Genomic DNA, 20895 nt, shown 5'->3' with positions numbered 1-20895 from the left:
CGGCCGTTACTTGGGCGTGTCAGCCGTTGCTGGCGAGAACGGAAAGCTTGCGCACGTTGCTGGTGCTTTCCTTGTCGAGTAGGCGCGTCGGATAGTCACCGGTGAAATAATGGTCGGTGAACTGCGGCTGCGCATTGTTGCGGGGCTCGCCGCCCACGGCTCGGTAGAGCCCGTCGATCGACAGGAATTCCAGCGAATCCGCACCGATGAAATCGCACATGGCCTTCAGGCTGCTGTACTGGTTGGCGAGCAGCTTGTCGGCGTCCGGCGTGTCGATGCCGTAGAAGTCCGGATGGAAGATCATCGGGCTGGCGACGCGGATATGCACTTCGCTGGCGCCGGCCTCGCGGATCATCTGCACGATCTTGACCGAGGTCGTGCCGCGAACGATGGAATCGTCGACGAGCACCACGCGCTTGCCGGCAATGATCTCGCGGTTTGCGGAATGCTTGAGCTTCACGCCGAAGGCGCGGATCTGCTGCGTCGGCTCGATGAAGGTGCGGCCGACATAATGGTTGCGGATGATGCCGAGTTCGAAGGGAATGCCGCTCGCTTGGGCAAAGCCAATGGCAGCAGGCGTGCCGCCGTCCGGCACCGGCACGACCACGTCGGCCGCGACAGGCGCTTCCTTGGCAAGGTTGATACCCATGTTCTTGCGGGCAACATAGACGTTGCGGCCGCCGACGACGGAATCGGGACGGGCGAAATAGACATATTCGAAGAGGCAGAGACGCTCGGGCTGCGAAACTTCCGGCTTGCGGGCGTCGATGGTGATCGAGCCGTCGGGCTGAATCTCGCAGATGATCACTTCACCATTTTCGACGTCGCGAACATATTTCGCGCCGATGATGTCGAGAGCACAAGTCTCCGAGCAGAAGATCGGCTTGCCGTCGAGTTCGCCCATAACCAGCGGCCGGATGCCGATCGGGTCGCGGGCGGCGATCAGCTTCGTGCGCGTCATGGCGAGCATCGAATAGCCGCCTTCCATCTGCCTGATAGCATCGATGAAGCGATCGGAAGAAGAAGCCTGTTTGGAGCGGGCGATGAGATGCAGGACGACTTCGGTATCCGAGGTCGACTGACAGATGGCACCGTCTGCGATCAGCTGACGGCGCATGGTCAGGCCGTTGGTGAAATTGCCGTTATGGGCGATGGCGATGCCACCGACTTCCAGCTCGGCAAACAGCGGCTGGACGTTGCGCAGGATCGTTTCGCCCGTGGTCGAATAGCGGACATGGCCGATCGAACGGTCGCCAGGCAGCCGCGCGAGCGTCGCAGGATCGGTATAGTGGTCGCCAACCAGACCCATCCGCCGCTCCGAATGGAAGCGTTGACCATCGAAAGAGACGATGCCGGCCGCTTCCTGGCCGCGATGCTGCAGGGCGTGCAGACCGAGCGCCGTCAGCGTCGCCGCATCCGGATGCCCCAGAATGCCGAAGACGCCGCATTCTTCATGCAGCGTGTCGCCGTCGATATCGTCCTCGAAGGAAAGGGAATGATTCATGGCTGCGGGCCTTTGCTCTCAACGTGGGCGGATCGGGGCGGCGTCACGAGTAACCATTAAAATAGCTCAAAATCCGGCCGGAAAAAATATCGGGCCGGATCTTCTATTGTCACGCCGCTCAAATGGCGATTCTCGAGCTGCAGGTCAAGCCTGTAAACGCACCGTCAATTGTTTGTCTGCGGCGCCGGCGCGTCATCCGAGGGCGCGGTGTCGTTCGGCGCGGCGTTATCGCCATTTCCTTGCTGCTTCGGCGCGATCTTGTTGAGGATCTCGGCCGGCAGCCTGGCCTGAATGTCCTGCGGAAGCGCTGCGGTCAGCTTCTCGACCATCGAATCGAGGAACGGCTTCGACTTGGCGTTGTTGACCCAGTCCGGACGTGCGGCCGGTGCCACCAGCCAGTTCCAGAAGGCCACGACGACGACCATCAGGAGCAGGCCGCGAGCCGCGCCGAAGAGGAAACCGAGCGTGCGGTCGAGCGCGCCGATGCGGCTGTCGATGATGAAATCGGCAATCCGGATGGTGATGAAGGAAATGATGATGAGCGCCAGCAGGAAGATGACGGCGGCTGACGCGATCGTCGCGATCTTTGTGTCGGCCTTGTATTGCAGGGCATAGGGAACGAGCAGCGGATAGAGATAATAAGCGGCGACTGCGGAGCCGCCCCAGCTGACGATCGAGAGGATTTCGCGCGAGAAGCCACGGACCATGGCCAGAACGGCGGAGAAGAGAATAACGCCGATAACAATACCGTCGAAAATCGTAATGGGCATTTATAATCCACTTCAAGACTTGCCAGACCTTTTGGTCGGCATCGGCCTCAATCAGGAGCCTCTTCTTCGCCAAGAACGGCTGAAGTAAGGCTCAGTCTTCATCTTCCGCGCGTTTCAGCGCGCCCTTCGATCCGGCAATGCGCGCCACCAGATCCGGCAGGCTATCGATCTCGCTCCAGCGTCCGCCGTTGACCTTCGGCAGATCGGCGGAAGCGGCAGGCAGAACAGCCCCGGAAAATCCCAGCTTCTCGGCTTCCTTGAGGCGCTGGGCGGTGTGCGCAACCGGCCGGACGGCGCCCGACAGGCTGACTTCGCCGAAATAGACGCAATCGGCGGGCAGAGCAAGACCGGCTAGGGAGGAAACCAGTGCAGAAGCGACGGCAAGGTCCGCAGCCGGCTCGGAAATGCGGTAGCCACCGGCAATATTGAGGTAAACATCGTGCTGGCCGAGCCTGACGCCGCAATGCGCTTCCAGAACGGCGAGAATCATAGAAAGGCGCGCAGAATCCCAGCCGACGATGGCGCGGCGCGGGGTGCCGAGCGATGTTGGCGCGACCAGCGCCTGCACTTCGACCAGCACCGGACGTGTCCCCTCGATGCCGGCGAAGACAGCCGCACCGGGCGATTTTTCGTTGCGCTCGCCGAGAAAAAGCTCGGACGGATTGGGTACGTCACGTAGCCCGGCATCGGACATTTCGAACACGCCGATCTCGTCGGTTGGGCCGAAGCGGTTCTTCACCGTGCGCAGGATGCGGTAATGATGCCCGCGATCGCCTTCGAAATAGAGGACGGCATCGACCATATGCTCGACGACGCGCGGCCCGGCGATCTGGCCGTCCTTGGTGACATGGCCGACCAGCACCATGGCCGTGCCGGTCTGCTTGGCGAAACGGATCATCGCCTGAACGCCGGTGCGCACCTGCGTCACCGTGCCGGGCGCGGACTCGGCAAGTTCGCTCCACAGCGTCTGGATGGAATCGATGATGACGAGATCCGGCCGCTTGCCTTCCGCGAGCGTCGCGAGAATGTCCTCGACATTGGTCTCTGCGGCCAGCAGCACTTCCGTATCAGCTGCCTTCAGCCTCTGGGCGCGCAGGCGAACCTGCGCCACGGCTTCTTCGCCGGAGACATAGACGATTTTGTGCCCCTGCCGGGCGAGGGCGGCCGCGGCTTGCATCAGCAGAGTCGACTTGCCGATGCCGGGATCGCCGCCGACAAGGACGGCCGAGCCGCGCACGAAACCGCCGCCTGTCGCGCGGTCGAGCTCGGATATGCCGGTATGGATGCGCGGCGCTTCTTCGATCTCGCCCGAAAGCGTCGTCAGCGTGACAGGCTTGCCCTTGCGGGGTGTCTTGGCCGGTCCGCCGCCGATCCCGCCCATCGGATCTTCCTCGACGATGGTGTTCCATGCGCCGCAACTGTCGCATTTGCCGACCCAGCGATTGTGGACCGTGCCGCAGTTCTGGCAGATGAATTGTGTACGGGCCTTAGCCATCGGATGCTGTTCTCAAGTTCAAATGCTTCGCTCTTTGCGACGAATCGCGATCGGCTGACAGATAATGTCTTTCCCGGCCTATCAAAACTAATGATTTCCGTATCAATGGCGATCGTGTCAGCTTTTATGCTGGGTTTTTATGGACGATGATCGATGTTTGACTATTCGCTTGCGCACTGGATCGCCTTTCTCACCGCTGCAACCCTCCTCAATCTGTCGCCGGGGCCGGATATCGCTTTCATTCTCGGCCATACGATCAGAAGCGGCATGCGCTCGGGCTTTGCGGCGCTGTTTGGCATCTGGAGCGGCGCGTGCCTGCATGTGCTGATGGCGGCTGCGGGACTTTCGGCGATCCTTGCTGCCTCCGCGCTGGCCTTCTCGACGGTCAAATGGGTCGGTGCCGCCTATCTGATCTGGCTCGGCATCCAGGCGCTGCGCTCGAAGGGCGAGGCGGCCTGGATCAAGGAGGCTGGTAAAGCCTTGTCCTTTGGCCGCATCTATCGGCAGGGCATCATGGTTTCGCTGCTCAATCCGAAGGTCGCGATCTTCTTCCTGGCCTTCCTGCCGCAATTCGTCGTCGAAGGTGCCGGCCCGGTCTGGGCGCAGCTTCTTTTGCATGGCAGCCTCATCATTGTCGTCGCCGCCTTCATCGAGCCACCGCTCATCCTGCTCGGCGGCCGTCTGAGCGAGGCGCTTCGGCGCAATCGGAGCCTCGGCCTGTGGCTCGATCGCGGTCTCGGCACGCTGTTCGTCGCCCTTGGCGTCCGGTTGGCGATCAGCGCCCGCTAAATATTCTGAGGAGTAGCCGGGCTATTCTTCGGTCTCTTCCGAGATATACCGGCGCTCGTGCCGCAGCCCCATGCTGGTCAGCATCTCGTAGCCGATCGTGCCTGCCGCCCTTGCGGCCTCGTCGACCGAGATGTTGCTGCCGAAAAGCTCGACATAGTCACCGGCTCTGACCAGGTTTTCCGGCAGGTCGGTGATATCAAAGATGGTCAAGTCCATGGTGATGCGGCCGGCAACGGGCACCTTATGACCGGCAATGAAGCCATGACCGCCTGCAATGCCGGTCTCGCGCAGCGGCACGCCGGCGCTCGATAGGCTGCGCATATAGCCATCGGCGTAGCCGGCGGAGACGATTGCCAGCCGGCTGTCGCGGGTCAGTTGCAGCGCACGGCCATAGCCTACGGTTTCGCCCGATTTGACCGAGCGGGTCTGGATGATCCGCGCCTCCGCCGTTGCCACCGGGCGCATCTTATTGGCCAAGCCGGGCACCGCCTCGCCGCCGTAGGTGGCGATACCTGGACGGGTAAGATCGAAGTGATAGTCGGCGCCGAGAAAGATGCCGGCCGAATTGGCAAGGCTTGCCTCGATGCCTTCGAAGGCAGCGCTGACCTTGCGAAAGGCCTCGAGCTGCTGCCTGTTCATTGCATTGGAAGGATCGTCGCCGCAGGCGAGGTGACTCATGACAAGCACTGGTGCAAAGCTTGCCGGGCGGGAGACGTCATCGGCAAGCGCCATCGCATCGTCCATCGGCAGGCCGAGCCGGTTGAAGCCAGTGTCGACCTGCAGCGCACAGGGATAGTCGCCATAGTCGGATAGAACAGACATCCAGAAGGTCAGTTGCTCCTCCGAAGCGATGACGGGCACGAGATCGTTTTCGAAGAACCGCCGCTCCATACCCGGCCAGATGCCGCCGAGCACGAAGATGCGGGCCTCGGGGGCATAGAGCCGCAAGGTCGCGCCCTCATCCGCTGTCGCAACGAAGAAATCGCGCGCGCCGACGCAATAAAGCGTTTCGCCTACATCCTCGATCCCGAGCCCGTAGGCATCGGCCTTGACCACGGCTGACGTGCGGGCTTTCCCCGAGCGGCGCGCGAGGTCGCGCCAGTTTTCGACGAGTGCGCCGAGATCCACCGTCAGCCGCAGGCCGGCGGAAGCGAAAGCATCGTCGTCATTGAAATTATCTGTCATGGGGCGCCCTAAATAAGGAAGTGGCCGGAGGTGATTTGGCTTGAGCCAGGATACCGGTCGTCGATGAAAAGAAAAAGTGCTGCGAGGCATGTATGCGGAACTAGGCAAAAACTGCCGCCACATGTCTGACGACCGCTTCCGGCTTAGCGCCTGAAACCACCGGCTGCTTCGAGGCTCAAATTAGCTGAAGAACAACCTTCATGCACGCAGCGCGCATCATCTTGAAAGTAGGCAGTCGTAGGCTTTAGTTTCCGGGATGATGGCTATTTCGCAATAGCGGCAACGGACAGTACCCCGCCGGCAAAGGCCGGAATAGGACTCAGTCGTCACGCCATCTCACCGGCCATGAGGCGGTATCGCGATCAGGATGCTGGTTGTTGCTCGTCTTGATCGCCGCAGCCCAATCGGCGCCGTTATTTTCGGTCGCACCGGTATTTTCTATGCCCGTGATCGTATTGAACCAGGCCACCATGTTCTCGGTGCAGGTGTTGGCATGTGGCGGGAAGGCGTGCGGATCGTCCAGCGAACCGATCATCAGGTTGGTGCGGCCGTTTTCGAGGTGATGGAAAAACAATGGCGTGCCGCAATTGGCACAGAAGCCGCGCTCGACAAGCTCCGAGCTCTTCCAGACGCTCGGCTTGCCGCGTGTCCAGGTGAGCGCATCATTAGGCGCGGCGACGAGCGCGGCAAAGATGTTGCCAGAGGCTTTCTGGCACATGCGGCAGTGGCAGAGATGCGAATTATCGAGCATAGCGCTTGCGTGGTAGCGCACAGCACCACACTGGCAGCCGCCGCTTATCTTCATCTCGATGCGCTTCAATTTTTCTCCTCCTTCAAGGGCGGGTTTGGGCTTAATGCTTTTTAGGTTTTCATCTTTTGATCGTCCAGCAGAACGACGGATCCGATCACGCCTTCAGACGTCTACCTATGACTTTCGCTTCGGCCACCGGTTATAAGCGGCGGCCGAAGTTCGCAGAGACTGTTTGGATGGCCTCGCGGCAGCGAAGTTCTGGTGCGCGCTGGTAGGCCAGAGGCAGGCGGCTAGCGTTGGAAGGTGAGATGGATAGTGCCGCTCGGCGCGGTTTCTGATTTGACCGCATAGCCAGCTTCCAGGCCGCGCAGATCGTCCCACAGGCGTATGCCTCGTCCGAGCAGAATCGGCGTGATCGCGACATGAAGACGATCGACAAGGCCCGCCTTCAGAAAGTCGCGAACGACCGTAGGGCCACCGCCGATCCTTACGTCTTTACCGTCCGCCGCCTTGACAGCTTGCTGGAGCAAACCGGTCGGCGCCGCGCTGAGGAAATGGAAGACGGTGCCGCCAGCCATCTCCAGGGAGGGTCTGGGAGTATGAGTGAGGACGAAGACTGGGACGCGGAAGGGCGGTTCTTCGCCCCACCAGCCCTGCCAATTCGGGTCGTCGGGGAAGTTGTGCAGCCCGAACATGCCGGCGCCCATGATCTCGGCACCCACGTTCTCGAAGTATTCTCTGGCGTAATTATCGTCGACACCTGTGGTCCCGGTTCCGCTGGTATCCTTGAGGACGCGCTCGCGAAACGTTCGCGTTGCAACATATGCGCCGACGAGACGCGGCCAGTCCTCGCCAAACGGGGTTTCGGGTGTCTGATCCGTCGTCGTTGCGAACCCGTCGAGCGAGATCATGAGATCGACACGTATTGCCACTGGAGCTCTCCTTGCGAGTGGTTGCACCATAGCTGCTCCAGCAGTCCGGAGCTCAATACTAAGGTAAGTGCCTTTATATAAGATGCAGACACTAAGGCAAGTACCTTATTGTTGTTGACTAAAGGTTGAAGACGTTTTACCGAGTCATATGCCTTACCATTCGACGCCCCTCGATCTTGCCTTTCATGCTCTCAGCGACCCGACCCGCCGCGCGGTGGTATCGCGGCTGGCTGAGGGCGAGGTGCCGGTCAGCATCCTTGCCGAACCTTTCGACATGGCACTGCCCTCCTTCGCCCAGCATCTCAAGGTGCTGGAGGATTGTGGACTGATCGCTAGCGAGAAGCGGGGGCGCAGCCGCTGGTGCCGGCTGGTGCAGGCGCGCTTCGACGAGGCTGCGGACTGGATGGAGGCAGAGCGCAGGCGCTGGACCGAACGATTGGATCGCCTGGAAGTCTACTTGGACAAGAAGGAAGAGGATGATTGAGAACATGGCAAACCCGTTCGAAACTTGGGCGCTCGATAGGGAAATCGTGCTGGTGAAACTGCTGAATCATCCGCGCGACAAGGTCTTTGCCGCGTGGATGGACCCCAAGGCCCTCGCCGAATGGTACGGTCCGGCCGGATTTGAAATTGAGAACCACGAAGCCGACATCTGCGAGGGCGGGATCTGGCGGTTCGACATGGTGGGCGTGTTCGAGGGTCGGAAGCAGCGCTTTGCGAACCTCATGCGCTTTCTGGAGATCGTCCCGAACGAGCGGATTGTGATGGACCATGGCACGCCGGAGCCCAATGACCCCGATCGTTTCCGCGTCACAGTGACCTTCGATGAGCAAGCCGACGGCAAGACGGTTCTTACCCTGCGCCAACTCCACCCCAGCCCCGAGCGGCGCCGGTTCGTCATCGGCTTCGGCGCGGTCGAATACGGCCTACAGACGCTGGATGGCCTCGCAGCATGGTTGGACGGCTGACGTGTGATCCATCAAAGCAGAGGGGTCTCTCTACGCAAATCTTCCCCGCCCATGCTTGCGCCGGTTTCGGCGAGCGCGTCGAGATCAGGCCGCGAAAGTGAAGGCATCGCCGCCTCAGAAGGGGAGGGAAAATCTGTCATGAATCGCCTCAATGATAACCAAGTTGTAGAGAGGATTGTGGCAAGGAGAAAGCGCGGAAAGGCTGGATACCAGCCTTTCTCATATGCGATCACTTTTGTTCAAGACGCGCGGCAGCCGGCTCGATAATGTGCTGATATGCAGAACGTTTCGCAGAAAGAGGCGGCTGACGCCATGCCGCTTGCCAAGGTGGAAACGACCCGCTTCTGGCGGGACGGTCGCTTTCGCGGCATGGAATGCCTGAGCGCAAGCTTTGTGACGCATGAATATGCGCCGCATGCGCACGACACCTTCAGTATCGGGGCGATCGAAAGCGGTAGCCAGATCGCCACGCTGCGCGGCAGGCGCGAAGAAACCGGGCCGGGCGATCTCTATCTGATCAATCCTGGCATCGTGCATGACGGCGCTCCGGGCGGCGGGGGCTATCGCTACCGCATGATTTACCCGGACGCGAAGCTCTTCGTCGACATTCTGGAAGACGTCACGGGCAAAGCCTTCAACGCGACGCCATCTTTCGCTCGTTCGTTGTTGCGTGATCCGCAGCTTGCCAGCGCCTTCCACAAGGCGCACCGCACACTTGAGAGCGGCGCCGGCGCGCTGGAATCCGATGAAGGCATGTTCTCGGTGCTGGCGGCGCTCTTTGCGCGCTACGGCAGCACTATCATCCTTCCCGTCGATACGAAGGAGCGTAGCGCCGTCGCGCGCGCCCGCGATTACCTCAGTGAGAATTTCGACAGCGATATCGGATTGGAGGAGTTGGCCAAGATTGCGGGGCTGAGCCGCGCGCACCTGATCCGCGCTTTCCGGAGGGAGTATCATATCACGCCCCATGCCTTTCTGACCGACCGGCGCGTCATCGTTGCCCGCCGATTGCTCAGGGAAGGCCGCATGCCGGCCGATGTCGCCATGGAATGCGGTTTCGCCGATCAGGCGCATTTCACGCGCCACTTCAAATCGCGCACCGGCGTCACCCCCGGTCAATTCCGCGTCGGCTAGAGCATTCCCAGGAAAAGTGCGCAGCGGTTTTCCATCCGGAATACGTAAAGAAACAAATACATAGAGCATTTCGCTTTCCTGCGAATGTTGAAAACGCTTTGCCGATTCTGGATGGAGCTCTAGTCACTTTCGTTCAATACAGCGCCAGATGCCGTCGGCTACCTCTTCGTCATTGTTGAAGTGGAGGTTGCCAATGTTGCAGCAAAGCCGGCCGGCCGGCGAATTCAACGCCGGGATGCGTGCCATTTTTCCGCTGATCGTCGCCGTCCTGCCGATCGGCCTCGTGTTCGGCGCGGTTTCGGCGACGAAGGGGCTTTCGCCGCTGGAGACCACACTGATGAGCGCGCTCGTCTTCGCCGGCGGCTCGCAATTCGTGGCGATGGATATCTGGACACATCCCGCAAGCTGGATTGGCGCCGGCTTCGCGGCCTTGCTCGTCAATGTCAGGCACTTGCTGATGAGCGCTTCGATCGGCACGAAGATGCAGTCTTTCTCCGGCATCAAACGCTATATCGCCATGCTGTTTCTCGCCGACGAGATTTGGGCTATGGCGGAATTCCGCGCCGGCACGTTGCGGCTCACACCCGCCTGGTATGCGGGCATCGTCACGCCCTTCTATTTGGCCTGGGTCGGCTCGTCGCTTGCGGGTGCTCTGCTTGGCGCCTTTCTCGGCAACCCCGCCGTCATCGGTCTCGACTTCGCCTTTCCCGCTGTCTTCATCGTGCTGGTCATGGGCTTTTGGAAAGGACCGGAAACCGGCGCGGTGCTTGCTGCGAGCGGAATTGCAGCCGTTGCTGTCCACCAGTTCGTGCCCGGTGTCTGGCATATTGCAGCCGGCGCGCTGGCGGGACTGGGAATGGCTTTCTGGAAAGGCCGGGCGCGGGAGCAGGCGGCATGACGCTCGATCTCAACACACTGCTGGCCATCCTCGCCATGGCTGCCGCAACGATCTTCACCCGTGTTGGCGGTCTTGTCTTGATTCGCTACGTGAAGATCGACGAGCGCCGGCGAACCGCAATCGAAGCTATTCCACCGGCTGTGCTGATGGCCGTCATTGCTCCGACGGCTTTTGCTACCGGCTGGGCGGAGGCGCTGGCCTGCGCGGCCACCGCAATCGCCTCCCGCCGCTTGCCGATGCTGGCAAGCGTTGTTGTTGGTGTTGCGACGGTGGCTTTGCTGCGAGCTGCGGGACTGTGAAGCGTCTCCGGGAAAAGTGCGAAGCGGTTGTCCGTCCCAGCGGAATATTGACGCGTCAAGCTTCGTGTCAATGTTCCTCATATTGCGTGAAAGATGGGTCGGCGAGATCGGCAAAGCGCGTGAATTCCGACTGGAAGGCGAGCTTCACCGTGCCCGTCGGTCCGTGGCGCTGCTTGGCGATGATGACGTCGGCCGTGCCTTTGACGCGGTCGAACAGGGCTTCCCATTCCCCATATTTCGGGTCGTTCGGATCGCGCGGCTCCTGGTTCTTGACGTAATATTCCTCGCGAAACACGAAGAGTACGACGTCGGCGTCCTGCTCGATCGAACCGGATTCACGCAGGTCGGAAAGCTGAGGCCGCTTGTCGTCGCGGCTTTCGACTGCACGCGAGAGCTGGGAGAGCGCGATGATCGGCACGTTCAATTCTTTGCCGAGCGCCTTCAGTCCGGTGGTGATCTGGGTAATTTCCTGAACACGGTTCTCGTTCGATTTGCCGGAGCCGGTCATCAGCTGCACATAGTCGACCACTAGAACGTCGAGGCCGCGCTGGCGTTTCAGGCGTCGGGCACGCGCGGAAAGCTGGGCGATGGAGATACCGCCGGTCTGGTCGATATAGAGCGGCACCTTCTGCATCATCATAGAGCAGGCGACGAGCTTTTCGAAATCGGCGTCATTGATATCGCCGCGTCGGATCTTCGACGAGGAGACCTCCGTCTGCTCGGAGATGATACGCGTGGCGAGCTGTTCGGACGACATTTCCAGGGAGTAGAAGCCGACGACGCCGCCGTTCTTCGCCTTCATCGAGCCATCCGCTTGGACTTCGCCCTCGTAAGCGGCGGCGATATTGTAGGCGATGTTGGTCGCAAGCGAGGTCTTACCCATGCCGGGGCGACCGGCAAGGACGATCAAGTCGGAGCGCTGCAGGCCGCCCATCTTGCTATCAAGCGAGTGGATGCCCGTGGAGATGCCGGAGAGGCCGCCGTCACGCTCTTTGGCGACGGCCGCCATGTCGATCGCGAGCGCCACGGCATCGTTGAACGACTGGAAACCGCCGTCGTAGCGGCCATTCTCGGCAAGCTCGAACAGCCGGCGCTCCGTATCCTCGATCTGCGTCTGCGGAGGCATGTCGAGCGGTGCGTCATAGGCGATGTTGACCATGTCCTCGCCGATGGTGATCAGCGCGCGGCGCAGCGCCAGATCGTAGATGGCGCGGCCATAGTCTTCCGCATTGATGATCGACACGGCTTCGACGGCAAGCCGCGCTAGATATTGCGCAACCGTCATGTCGCCGACCTTCTCGTCCGCCGGCACGAAACTCTTGATCGTGACGGGGTTGGCGGTCTTGCCCATGCGGATGATGTCGCCGGCGACCTCGAAGATCTTGCGGTGCAGCGGTTCGTAAAGATGAATCGGCTTCAGGAAGTCGGAGACGCGGTAATAGGCATCGTTATTGACGAGAATGGCGCCGAGCAGAGCCTGTTCCGCCTCAATGTTATTGGGCGCTTCGCGATAGTGCTGGTCGGCGGGGGCAATGGCGGCGAGCTTGCGCGCAGCTTCGTTCATTTTCCATCTCTTCATGCTTTAGGGTGTCGACTGGTTTGCGACGATCCGATGTCATGGTCAACCGTGCAAATGAGCGTCCACGCGGAGTGGGGCGAATAGGTCCGGCCTATCAACGTTTTTCCACTCGTCCACAGGCGCAGATTGCCGGGACGTAAAAAATCCCTTGTGACCACTTTGCAACGAAAAGATCGACACACGAATCACATATGCAAATCATCCGTGGGGATATTTTAGCCGGGTCTTTCGCCGTGTACATCAATTGTTGCGGCTATCATGCTTGAAAAGCTGGGGAAATCCGGGTATTCCCTTTAATTAGGGTAGGATGCTAATTATATAAAGCTGCAATAATGCCAGGTGCGCCATCAAGACAAGAACTCTTCGACGACCTCTCTTCGTTCAATCGCAAGCTGAGGGCGGCTTTTGACGCCCTCGTTCGCGAGCACGGCATGACCCTTTCCCGTGCGAGGGTTTTTCGCAAGCTCTCCCGCCGGGATGGGATAAACCAGAGGGAGCTTGCCGACGAGCTGGAGCTGGAAACGCCGACGCTCGTACGCATCCTTGATGCGATGGAGGCGCAGAATTTCATCGAACGTCGGGCCGCCGTATCCGATCGCCGCGCCAAGCAAATCTTCATAACGGAATCCGGAAAAGTCGTTGCTGCGGAGGTCGAAGCTCTTGCCACCGGTGTGCGCGCGGATATCTTGGAGGGGATTTCGGACGAGGATGTCGGCATGGCGCTGAAGGTTATTCGCGCCATGACTGCCAATCTTCAGAATATCGGCAAATCATGAGGTAATGCATGAGCGGGGATCCGGGCCCGGTCGCCAATGCGCAAGCCAACGCCGTCCCGCCCGCTCCACCGCCTATGCCGGGCTGGAAAGTGCCGCTCTATATTGCGGCATCCGTTCTGTTCTTCCTGACCCAGGGTCTGGGTCTTAATCTTGCCTTCGCCAACCTTACGCAGATTCAGGGAACCATTGCGGCGACCACCACAGAATCGGCGTGGCTTTCTGCCGCCTATATGGCGCCTAATGTCAGCCTCGCCATCGCTCTAGTGAAGATTCGCCTTCAATATGGCGTGCGCAATTTCGCCGAGGTCAGCATTCTCGGCTTCGTGCTCGCCTCGCTGCTCAATCTCTTCGTCTCCGACCTGCATTCTGCGATCGTCGTCCGCTTCCTGAGCGGAATTGCCGGCGCGCCGCTGTCGACACTCGGCTTCCTTTATATGCTGGAGGCCTTCGAGCCGGCGAAGAAGATGACTGTTGGCGTCAGCCTGGCGATGATGAACACGCTGCTTGCCGCTCCCATCACGCGCCTCGTGTCACCCTCGCTGCTGGACTATGGCGAATGGCGTAGCCTGTACACGCTCGAGATGGCGTTGGCGCTCCTCGTCATGCCGATCATCTATCTGCTGCCGCTGACACCGCCGCCGCGTGTAAAAGTCATCGTGCTGGGCGATATCTTCAGCTACCTTCTCGTGGCGATCGGTTTCGGCTGTCTGGCCGTCGCCCTGTCGGTCGGGCGCCTCTACTGGTGGCTGGAGGTGCCATGGCTCGGGGTCGTCCTGGTGATTGCCATCGCGTCCCTGACCGTTGCCATTGTCGTCGAGCTGAGGCGGTCGACGCCTTTGATCGACGTTCGCTGGCTGCTTCGGCCGGAAATTCTGCATCTGACGGCGATCCTGCTGGTCTTCCGCATCATTGCCGCCGAGCAGACCTCGGTCATCATGACCTTTTATCAGAACGCGGTCGGGCTCCTCTATGATCAGCTTTCCATTCTGTACTGGATCATCCTGGCCTTCTCCATCATAGGCGGGCTCATCTGCACCGTGTTCATGAGCTACGGCTACACGTGGCAGATCCAGTTCGCCGCGCTTATCCTGATGGGGGTGGGCTCGCTGATGGATTCGCAGGTGACGAACCTGACCCGTCCTGAGCAGATGTATTTCAGCCAGGCGCTGGTCGCAGCCGGCGCGGCCCTGTTCCTGCCGCCCTCCATGTCGCAAGGCTTCAAGGAGGCTATATCCAAGGGTCCCCCCTATCTGGTGACCTTCTTTGTCGTCTTCACCTTCACGCAAAGTATCGGCGGCCTGATCGGCTCAGCCTTCTACGGCACGCTGATCACCATTCGCGAGAAGTTCCATTCCGCCGTCCTGACCGAGCGCGTGCTGCTGACGGATCCGCATGTGGCCACCCGCGTCAGCCAGCTTTCATCCTCCTATGGCAAGGTGATCGGGGATAGCGCGCTCCTGAAGGCGGAGGGGCTGGCGCTGCTCGGTGCGCAGGTCAGCCGCGAGGCCAATATGCTCGCCTATGGAGATGCCTTCTTCACTGCCGCCGTAATCGCCTTCCTGTCGCTTGCCGGCCTCTCAATCCATGTCTTCTTCCGATTCGTCAGGGCTCGCCTGGCCGACGGTCGGGCTGAGGTCGTGACATCCAACCCATGAGGATATGAAATAGCTCCATGTCGAGGCTCGTTCGCTCTCCAATCGAAGTCATCGCCGTGCTCGCCGGTGTCGGCGGCGTCATGCTGATACTTTATGCCTGGCATCTGCCGCCGTTCAAAACCTCCGTCGAGACCACGGACGACGCCTATGTCAAAGGCTATGTCACCACGATCAGCCCGCAGGTCAGCGGCTATATCACCGACGTGCCGATCAAGGACTATAAGCTCGTCAAGGAGGGCGATGTGCTCGCCCAGATCGACGACCGCATCTACAAGCAGAAGGTGGCGCAAGCCCACGCGACGCTGGACGGGCAGAAGGCGGCACTTGCCAATTCGCAGCAGCAGGAGCAGGCCGCCAAGGCCGGCATCGTCTCCAGCCAGGCGCAGATCGATAGCGCCAATGCAGCGTTGAAGCGTGCCCAGTTTGCCTTCGATCGCGTCACGACACTGGTCTCCAGAGGTGTCTCGACCACGAGCGATTCCGAACAGGCGCAGGCGACGCTGCAGCAGGCTCAGGCATCGGTCAATCAGGCAAAGGCCGCTCTCGACGTCTCTGAGCAGAACCTGACGACGATCATCGTCAACCGCGCCTCCCTGGAAGCCGGTGTCAGCGGCGCGGAGGCTGCCGTGCAGCTTGCCGATATCGATCTCGACAACACGACCATCAGGGCGCCGCAGGACGGCCGCATTGGGGAAGTTGGCGTACGCCTCGGCCAATATGTGACACCAGGTACGCAGCTGATGAACCTAGTGCCGAAGGACGTCTGGGTCATAGCCAATTTCAAGGAAACGCAGCTCGATGGCATGAAGCTCGACCAGCCCGCCACGATTTCCGTGGATGCGCTCGGGCGTCGCGAGATCAAGGGCCGCATCCAGCGTTTCTCTCCGGCAGCGGGTTCCGAATTTGCCGTCATCAGGCCCGACAACGCCACGGGCAATTTCACCAAGGTCGCCCAGCGTCTCGGTGTAAGGATCAAGATCGAGGATGGACAGCCACTCGCCGACCAGTTGGCGCCTGGCATGTCCGTCGTCGTTTCGATTGACAAGGATTCGGCTCCACTGCCGGAGCCCAGGAATAACGACTGACAGAGGCGTTCGCCTTATCGTCTGCCAATAACCAAAAAGCCTGGGTCGAGGACCCAGGCTTTCTTTCATTCACAGTTCTGGAGAAGGCTTGAGGATCAAGCTTCTTCTTCGCCGTCGCGGTCAGCTTCCGGATCGAAGAAATCTTCCGGACGCAGCGCGTCTTCGTCAACGCCGTAGATGGCGTCTGCGGAGGTGAGGGTTTCGCCCTTGGCCTGACGCTCGGCTTCTTCAGCGGAACGGGCGACGTTGAGTTCAACCTTGATTTCGACTTCGGCGTGAAGCCCGATGGCAACATCGTGCAGGCCGATAGCCTTGATCGGCGTGTTCATGTGAACCTGGCTGCGGCCGATGTTGAAGCCTTCGGCGGCGAGGATTTCGACGACGTCACGAGCAGCGACCGAACCGTAGAGCTGGCCGGTTTCGCCAGCCGAGCGAACGACGATGAAGGACTTGCCGCCGAGAACGTCGGCAACCTTCTGGGCTTCGCTCTTGCGCTCGAGGTTGCGGGCTTCGAGCGTGGCGCGCTCGGCTTCGAAACGAGCCTTGTTGGCGGCGTTGGCGCGCAGCGCCTTGCCGAGCGGCAGCAGGTAGTTACGGGCAAAGCCGTCGCGAACCTTGACGGTTTCGCCCATCTGGCCGAGCTTGGAGATGCGTTCGAGAAGAATGACTTCCATTTTCTTGTTCCTTTCGATGTCAGATTTTCGTGTCTTGTTTGGGTGTGTCGGCATTCTTGTTCGGGGTGAGCGATATCGCCTTGCGAGTATCGTAGAGGCCGAGAACAAGGATGATGAAGAGCGGCAGCGTCACAAAGAAGCATACCAGGTAGCAGATGATCAGAACCGGCAGACGCCAGTCCTTGCCCCGCGTCCGGTAGTGCAGCGAGGCAAAGCCGGAAACGATGAAGCCCGCGCCAAAGGCGCCAAGCACGGCGGCGGCGATGAGGCCGAGAACGCCACCGAAGAAGATCGCGACGATCGCCACGAGAAAGACGAAGATCGCATTGCGGTTCATACGCAGCGACGAGGGGATATCGTCGCGCGGACGTAGATTGTGGCTCGAGGCCGCGACAATGCGGGTCGCTACATAATAGGCGGCCAGCAGCATCATGACCCAGATCATGCCCCAGGCGATCGGAATCATGTAGAGCATCAGCGACTTCATCTTCACGATCGCAACCGGATTGAGCTGAAGATCGGGAGACTGCTGGTTCACCGCGGCCATGTAGGCGTCGACGACTTGTCCCACTAAATCGGCACCGTAACCCATGACCGCGCCGGCGACGATGATGACGACGGCTGCAAGGCCGCACAGATGCAGCATGATGTCGGAGAGCGGATACCAGGCCATCAGATTATCCGGCCCACCAAGTTCAGAGGCAGGACGCGCCAGATTGGCGAGATGGCTGAGCCAAGCGGGTATCAGCGTCAAGAGAACGACGAAGAGCCCGAAATAGATCGAGGGTGCGATGATCGTGCCGACGATGCCGGCAACCATGACGGCAACGATGACGGCGATATTGCCCCAGCCGAGGCCGGCGATCAGAATCGGGAGAGCGGAAAGCGCGCCGAACAGGATGAACAACAATGGCTGAAGGGTCGCGCCATACACGAGTAGGGCGGCGGTCAGACCGGCGAGCGTGCCGATGCCAAGCTCTTTTGCGTTCAACTTTTTCACGTCGCTGTCCTGCTTCGTATCGAGCAGTTAGAGGATGCCTTCGCCACGCGGGCGTGAAAGCTTATCCCCAACATGGGGTTTCAAGGTTCCGATCCGCGCCCATCGCGAAAGGGAGAAGGGAAGGCATCGCTGCCTTCCCTCTAATTCAGTCGGCGTCAGCTTATATTAAGCGACGACGTAAGGCAGCAGGCCGAGGAAGCGCGCGCGCTTGATCGCCTGGGCGAGTTCGCGCTGCTTCTTCTGGGAAACGGCCGTGATGCGGGACGGAACGATCTTGCCGCGCTCGGAAATGTAGCGCTGCAGGAGACGAACGTCCTTGTAGTCGATGCGTGGCGCATTGGCGCCCGAGAACGGGCAGGTCTTGCGGCGGCGATGGAACGGACGGCGGACCGGTGCGGAGGAAACTTCAGACATTCTCAAATCTCCTTATACGCGGTCTTCGCGCGGACGGCGCGGACGGTCTTCGCGGTCACCACGATCCGGGCGCGGACCACGATCGCCGAAGCTGCGCTCCGGACGGTCGCCATCGCGGCGCGGACGGTCGTCACGGTCGCGCTTCTGCATCATGGCCGACGGGCCATCTTCGTGCTTCTCGACAGCGATCGTCATGTAACGCAGGACGTCTTCGCTGATGCGCATCTGGCGTTCCATTTCCTGGATCGCAGCGGCCGGAGCATCGATGTCCATCAGGGCGTAGTGAGCCTTGCGGTTCTTCTTGATGCGGTAGGTAAGGGACTTGAGGCCCCAGTTCTCGATACGCCCGACTTTACCGCCGTGAGCTTCGATGACACCCTTGTACTGTTCTACGAGGGCGTCGACCTGCTGAGCGGAAATATCCTGCCGGGCAAGGAATACATGTTCGTAAAGAGCCATGGATAGCTTTGCCTTTCTTGCGTTGGTCTGAACCCGATATTCGGCGGCTAAGCCTCAACGACTGCTCCTGAGAGGGTAAACCCAAGCAAGAAAAGCGTTTCCGAGACGGTCGAGAGCGGAGACACGGGAGGCTGGAACGCTTCCGTTCCGAACGATTCCCCTTGCGGAAAACCGGCCCTCCGTTCAGCCACCAGCCAGAAGACCGGGTTGCGAACAGGGCGGCTTATACGGATTTTTCTCCGAAAGGCAAGGGTGCGGGCGAAATTATGCCGTTTTGCCCCTGAGCGGCGTTGATGCTCGGGCCAAATCGTGAGCTCCCGTTCGCCGCAGCGTTGCACCCGCCGCGCTCTCACATATTATGGGATGCGAATTGTAGCAACAGGGATGGTTCATGCGCATCTTTCTCGTTCGGCACGGCGAATCCCTCGGCAATATAGACGACCGAGCCTATCGGCAGTTCGGCGATTACAATGTGCCCTTGACCGAATGGGGCTATCGGCAGGTTTTGGAGGCAGGGGAGGCGATATCAGCCCATCTGAAGGGACTGCCACCAGCCGAGTTGCGCAAGCTGAGCGTCTGGTACTCGCCCTTCCTGAGGACGCGGCAGAGCAAGGATGCCCTGCTGGCGGTTCTGCCTGCCGATCTGGTCAGGGATGTGAGAGAGGATTATCTCCTGCGCGAGCAGGATTTCGGGCTCTTCACCGAGATCTACGATCACGCCGAACAGAAACGGAAATTCCCCGACGAGTTCGAGAAATGGGCCAGGCTGCGCAACAATAACGGCAAGTTCTACGCGCGTCCGCCGGATGGCGAAAGCCGCGCCGATGTCGCCCAGCGCGTCCGTCTGTTCCTGCAGACCGTCATGCACGACGCCGAAAACGGCAGAAACAATGTCATCATCGTCGGCCACGGCGTCACCAACCGCGCTTTCGAGATGAACTTCCTGCACCACCCGGTCGATTGGTTCGAGCGCTCGGACAATCCGGGAAATGCCGACGTCACCTTGATTGAAGGGCGCAATTCGGAGGGTTATCGGTCGATCCTGCTTCACAAGTCCACGGACCGTGTGAAAGGGCAGGAAGAATTGAAGGAGGCTTATGGTTCCGAATTGGCGATTGCGCCGAAGGCGGAGTAATAGTTGCTTGCCGTAGGCATGGCTTTTCCACTGCTGCATGAGCCTGCTTTTATTTCAGCGGCAAGGCTGGCTCTCGAATGTGTTTGCAATCATGGCTTGTGAAACGGCTGGAGCTGTGGAATTCATGGCTTGGCTGCGATGGGGATGGGCTGTGAAGACTGTGAAGAAAAGCTTTGCTTTGCTGGGTTTTGCTTTGGGCTTCGCTCTTCTTGCGCAAGAGGCCGCGGCTCGGCTGAGCTACGACGTTCGAACTGCGGATGATGGCATTACCTATATCACGGTCATTGGCAGCTTCGAAGCCGATGATGATCTGAGCCTTTTCCGTAATAAGGCTGTTTCCAGCCGCGCTATTTATGTCGGCTTCGACAGTCACGGTGGCAATGTCTATAAAGCGCTGGAACTCGGTCGGCTGATTAGATCTCTGGGGCTCAGCACTCTTGCTGTCAGAAGCGCTGAATGCTCCTCGGCTTGCTCCCTATCGTTTCTCGGCGGAGTGGGCCGTTTTGCCGAACCGGGCTCGATCGGCGTTCACAAATCTTCGTTCAGCGATACAAAGGGGATGGATGTCGAGACCGCTGTTGCAGCCGTCCAGCGGCAGACCGCCGACGTGATTGCCTATATGAATGAAATGGGCATCGATCCCGGCTTGCTGCAGCTCACTCTCAAATACGACAGCAACGATATACGCTATCTGTCCTCGAGCGAAATGACACAGTTTAGGGTAACGACAGTGTCATACCAGGAGCTTCAGGAGTTCGAGGCAAAATCGTCGTCTAACGATGCTCCGGTGACGAGTGCTGAAGCGCGCAACGCGGCTCAGCCAACGAGCGAGGATTCGCCGCTTCTGCAAGTTCCGATCCCAAGAAACGGCATTGTTCAGGACGACACAGGTGCAGCCCCGCTGAAGACAAGCCGGAACATGAGCGCCAAGACGATTGGGACTTTCCCGAATGGGAGCGAGCTGACGATCAAGAAGAGCATTGGCGACTGGTATCGTGTGTCGATCGGCAAAAAGTCTGGCTATATGCATCAGACGGCGGTGTGGGTGCGCGAATTTGAAGAAAATCGCTTTGGCAAACAATATATCGAAATAACCGTCCATCCGGTGTTGAAGACAGCTGTCCAGCTGGCCAAGGGGGCAAATCCTCCCATGGCGGTCCATTTGACCGCCCAAGGCCGGTATGCAGTTACCATCAAGGACGTCTACGACAAAAATATCGCGCCACTGGTATATCAGCACCTTATGGGGAGTAAACAAATCCCTCTCAGTGCGATCATAACTCACGGCAATAATTACGTTCGGGAAATCTGCTGCAGCGCGTCCACCGCAACGGCCGAATAAACGGGCGAACTCGCCCGTTTATTCATTGTTTTGCATCTTACCGGCACACGC

Annotated in this window: 22 protein-coding genes; 11 read left to right on the top strand and 11 right to left on the bottom strand. The window is 59.8% G+C overall.

What is annotated here, in order from left to right; genetic code table 11:
- Window positions 1–19: 19 nt before the first annotated feature.
- From purF to radA, 3 genes are all read right to left on the bottom strand, one after another.
- The gene (gene purF, locus FHT73_RS06825) at window positions 20–1504 is read right to left on the bottom strand and encodes an amidophosphoribosyltransferase (protein WP_183710504.1); all 1485 of its coding nucleotides are present in this window, start codon (window positions 1502–1504) and stop codon (window positions 20–22) included.
- Between the two features lie 164 nt (window positions 1505–1668).
- Window positions 1669–2274 carry a CvpA family protein gene (locus tag FHT73_RS06820; RefSeq protein ID WP_112337935.1) on the bottom strand — a complete coding sequence of 202 codons (606 nt, stop codon included), beginning with the start codon at window positions 2272–2274 and terminating at the stop codon, window positions 1669–1671.
- Window positions 2275–2365: 91 nt separating this feature from the next.
- Window positions 2366–3769: a DNA repair protein RadA gene (radA, locus tag FHT73_RS06815; RefSeq protein WP_112337934.1), complete on the bottom strand. Its 1404-nt coding sequence runs from the start codon at window positions 3767–3769 to the stop codon at window positions 2366–2368.
- A gap of 153 nt (window positions 3770–3922) precedes the next feature.
- Between radA and FHT73_RS06810 the strand changes: the two genes are divergently transcribed.
- Window positions 3923–4558 (top strand): LysE family translocator, encoded by a 636-nt coding sequence (locus tag FHT73_RS06810; protein ID WP_112337933.1) that lies wholly within the window; start codon window positions 3923–3925, stop codon window positions 4556–4558.
- Between the two features lie 21 nt (window positions 4559–4579).
- Here the strand turns inward: FHT73_RS06810 and alr are convergent, their stop codons facing one another.
- From alr to FHT73_RS06795, 3 genes are all read right to left on the bottom strand, one after another.
- A complete protein-coding gene (gene alr, locus FHT73_RS06805) occupies window positions 4580–5743 on the bottom strand; it encodes an alanine racemase (protein ID WP_183710502.1) in 1164 nt (387 codons plus the stop codon).
- A gap of 319 nt (window positions 5744–6062) precedes the next feature.
- Window positions 6063–6563, bottom strand: coding sequence for a GFA family protein (locus FHT73_RS06800; RefSeq protein ID WP_112337931.1), 501 nt, complete (start codon window positions 6561–6563; stop codon window positions 6063–6065).
- A gap of 221 nt (window positions 6564–6784) precedes the next feature.
- The gene (locus FHT73_RS06795) at window positions 6785–7426 is read right to left on the bottom strand and encodes a dihydrofolate reductase family protein (protein WP_183710500.1); all 642 of its coding nucleotides are present in this window, start codon (window positions 7424–7426) and stop codon (window positions 6785–6787) included.
- Between the two features lie 148 nt (window positions 7427–7574).
- Here FHT73_RS06795 and FHT73_RS06790 point away from each other — a divergent pair, with 148 nt between their 5' ends.
- The 5 genes from FHT73_RS06790 to FHT73_RS06770 all read left to right on the top strand — a co-directional run bounded on the left by FHT73_RS06790 (window position 7575) and on the right by FHT73_RS06770 (window position 10725).
- Window positions 7575–7910 carry a metalloregulator ArsR/SmtB family transcription factor gene (locus tag FHT73_RS06790; protein WP_015339343.1) on the top strand — a complete coding sequence of 112 codons (336 nt, stop codon included), beginning with the start codon at window positions 7575–7577 and terminating at the stop codon, window positions 7908–7910.
- Window positions 7911–7914: 4 nt separating this feature from the next.
- Window positions 7915–8394 carry an SRPBCC family protein gene (locus tag FHT73_RS06785; RefSeq protein ID WP_183711111.1) on the top strand — a complete coding sequence of 160 codons (480 nt, stop codon included), beginning with the start codon at window positions 7915–7917 and terminating at the stop codon, window positions 8392–8394.
- Window positions 8395–8706: 312 nt separating this feature from the next.
- Window positions 8707–9528 (top strand): AraC family transcriptional regulator, encoded by an 822-nt coding sequence (locus tag FHT73_RS06780; RefSeq protein WP_112607622.1) that lies wholly within the window; start codon window positions 8707–8709, stop codon window positions 9526–9528.
- A 193-nt stretch (window positions 9529–9721) separates the two neighbouring features.
- The gene (locus tag FHT73_RS06775; RefSeq protein WP_112607329.1) at window positions 9722–10426 is read left to right on the top strand and encodes an AzlC family ABC transporter permease; all 705 of its coding nucleotides are present in this window, start codon (window positions 9722–9724) and stop codon (window positions 10424–10426) included.
- The gene (locus FHT73_RS06770) at window positions 10423–10725 is read left to right on the top strand and encodes an AzlD domain-containing protein (protein WP_112607327.1); all 303 of its coding nucleotides are present in this window, start codon (window positions 10423–10425) and stop codon (window positions 10723–10725) included. The genes FHT73_RS06775 and FHT73_RS06770 overlap by 4 nt, the downstream gene beginning before the upstream one ends.
- A gap of 67 nt (window positions 10726–10792) precedes the next feature.
- On the opposite strand, the gene FHT73_RS06765 is transcribed toward FHT73_RS06770, so the two are convergent.
- Window positions 10793–12289, bottom strand: a complete 1497-nt coding sequence (locus FHT73_RS06765; RefSeq protein ID WP_112337927.1) for a replicative DNA helicase — start codon at window positions 12287–12289, stop codon at window positions 10793–10795.
- Between the two features lie 347 nt (window positions 12290–12636).
- On the opposite strand from FHT73_RS06765, the gene FHT73_RS06760 reads away from it, so the two are divergent.
- From FHT73_RS06760 to FHT73_RS06750, 3 genes are read left to right on the top strand one after another with little or no spacing between them, the layout of a single operon-like run.
- Entirely contained in the window at window positions 12637–13080 is a 444-nt protein-coding gene (locus FHT73_RS06760; RefSeq protein WP_112607325.1) for a MarR family transcriptional regulator, read from the top strand.
- An 8-nt stretch (window positions 13081–13088) separates the two neighbouring features.
- Window positions 13089–14735 (top strand): MFS transporter, encoded by a 1647-nt coding sequence (locus FHT73_RS06755; protein ID WP_183710498.1) that lies wholly within the window; start codon window positions 13089–13091, stop codon window positions 14733–14735.
- 17 nt (window positions 14736–14752) lie between these two features.
- Window positions 14753–15820, top strand: a complete 1068-nt coding sequence (locus tag FHT73_RS06750; protein ID WP_183710496.1) for an HlyD family secretion protein — start codon at window positions 14753–14755, stop codon at window positions 15818–15820.
- 95 nt (window positions 15821–15915) lie between these two features.
- On the opposite strand, the gene rplI is transcribed toward FHT73_RS06750, so the two are convergent.
- From rplI to rpsF, 4 genes are all read right to left on the bottom strand, one after another.
- Window positions 15916–16494 (bottom strand): 50S ribosomal protein L9, encoded by a 579-nt coding sequence (gene rplI, locus FHT73_RS06745; RefSeq protein ID WP_015339352.1) that lies wholly within the window; start codon window positions 16492–16494, stop codon window positions 15916–15918.
- Between the two features lie 19 nt (window positions 16495–16513).
- Window positions 16514–17494 carry a DUF2232 domain-containing protein gene (locus FHT73_RS06740; protein WP_183710494.1) on the bottom strand — a complete coding sequence of 327 codons (981 nt, stop codon included), beginning with the start codon at window positions 17492–17494 and terminating at the stop codon, window positions 16514–16516.
- 165 nt (window positions 17495–17659) lie between these two features.
- Complete coding sequence (rpsR, locus tag FHT73_RS06735; protein WP_004122103.1) at window positions 17660–17908, bottom strand: 30S ribosomal protein S18; 249 nt, start codon at window positions 17906–17908, stop codon at window positions 17660–17662.
- Between the two features lie 12 nt (window positions 17909–17920).
- Window positions 17921–18367 (bottom strand): 30S ribosomal protein S6, encoded by a 447-nt coding sequence (gene rpsF / locus FHT73_RS06730; protein WP_015339354.1) that lies wholly within the window; start codon window positions 18365–18367, stop codon window positions 17921–17923.
- 391 nt (window positions 18368–18758) lie between these two features.
- Between rpsF and FHT73_RS06725 the strand changes: the two genes are divergently transcribed.
- On the top strand, window positions 18759–19502 hold the full coding sequence (locus tag FHT73_RS06725) for a phosphoglycerate mutase family protein (protein WP_183710492.1): 744 nt from the start codon (window positions 18759–18761) through the stop codon (window positions 19500–19502).
- A gap of 37 nt (window positions 19503–19539) precedes the next feature.
- Window positions 19540–20844 (top strand): hypothetical protein, encoded by a 1305-nt coding sequence (locus FHT73_RS06720; RefSeq protein WP_246712054.1) that lies wholly within the window; start codon window positions 19540–19542, stop codon window positions 20842–20844.
- The last annotated feature ends 51 nt before the right edge of the window (window positions 20845–20895 follow it).

It is taken from the genome of Rhizobium sp. BK098 (assembly GCF_014193155.1).
Taxonomy (GTDB): domain Bacteria; phylum Pseudomonadota; class Alphaproteobacteria; order Rhizobiales; family Rhizobiaceae; genus Rhizobium.
This window is presented reverse-complemented; position numbering and strand designations above follow the sequence as displayed.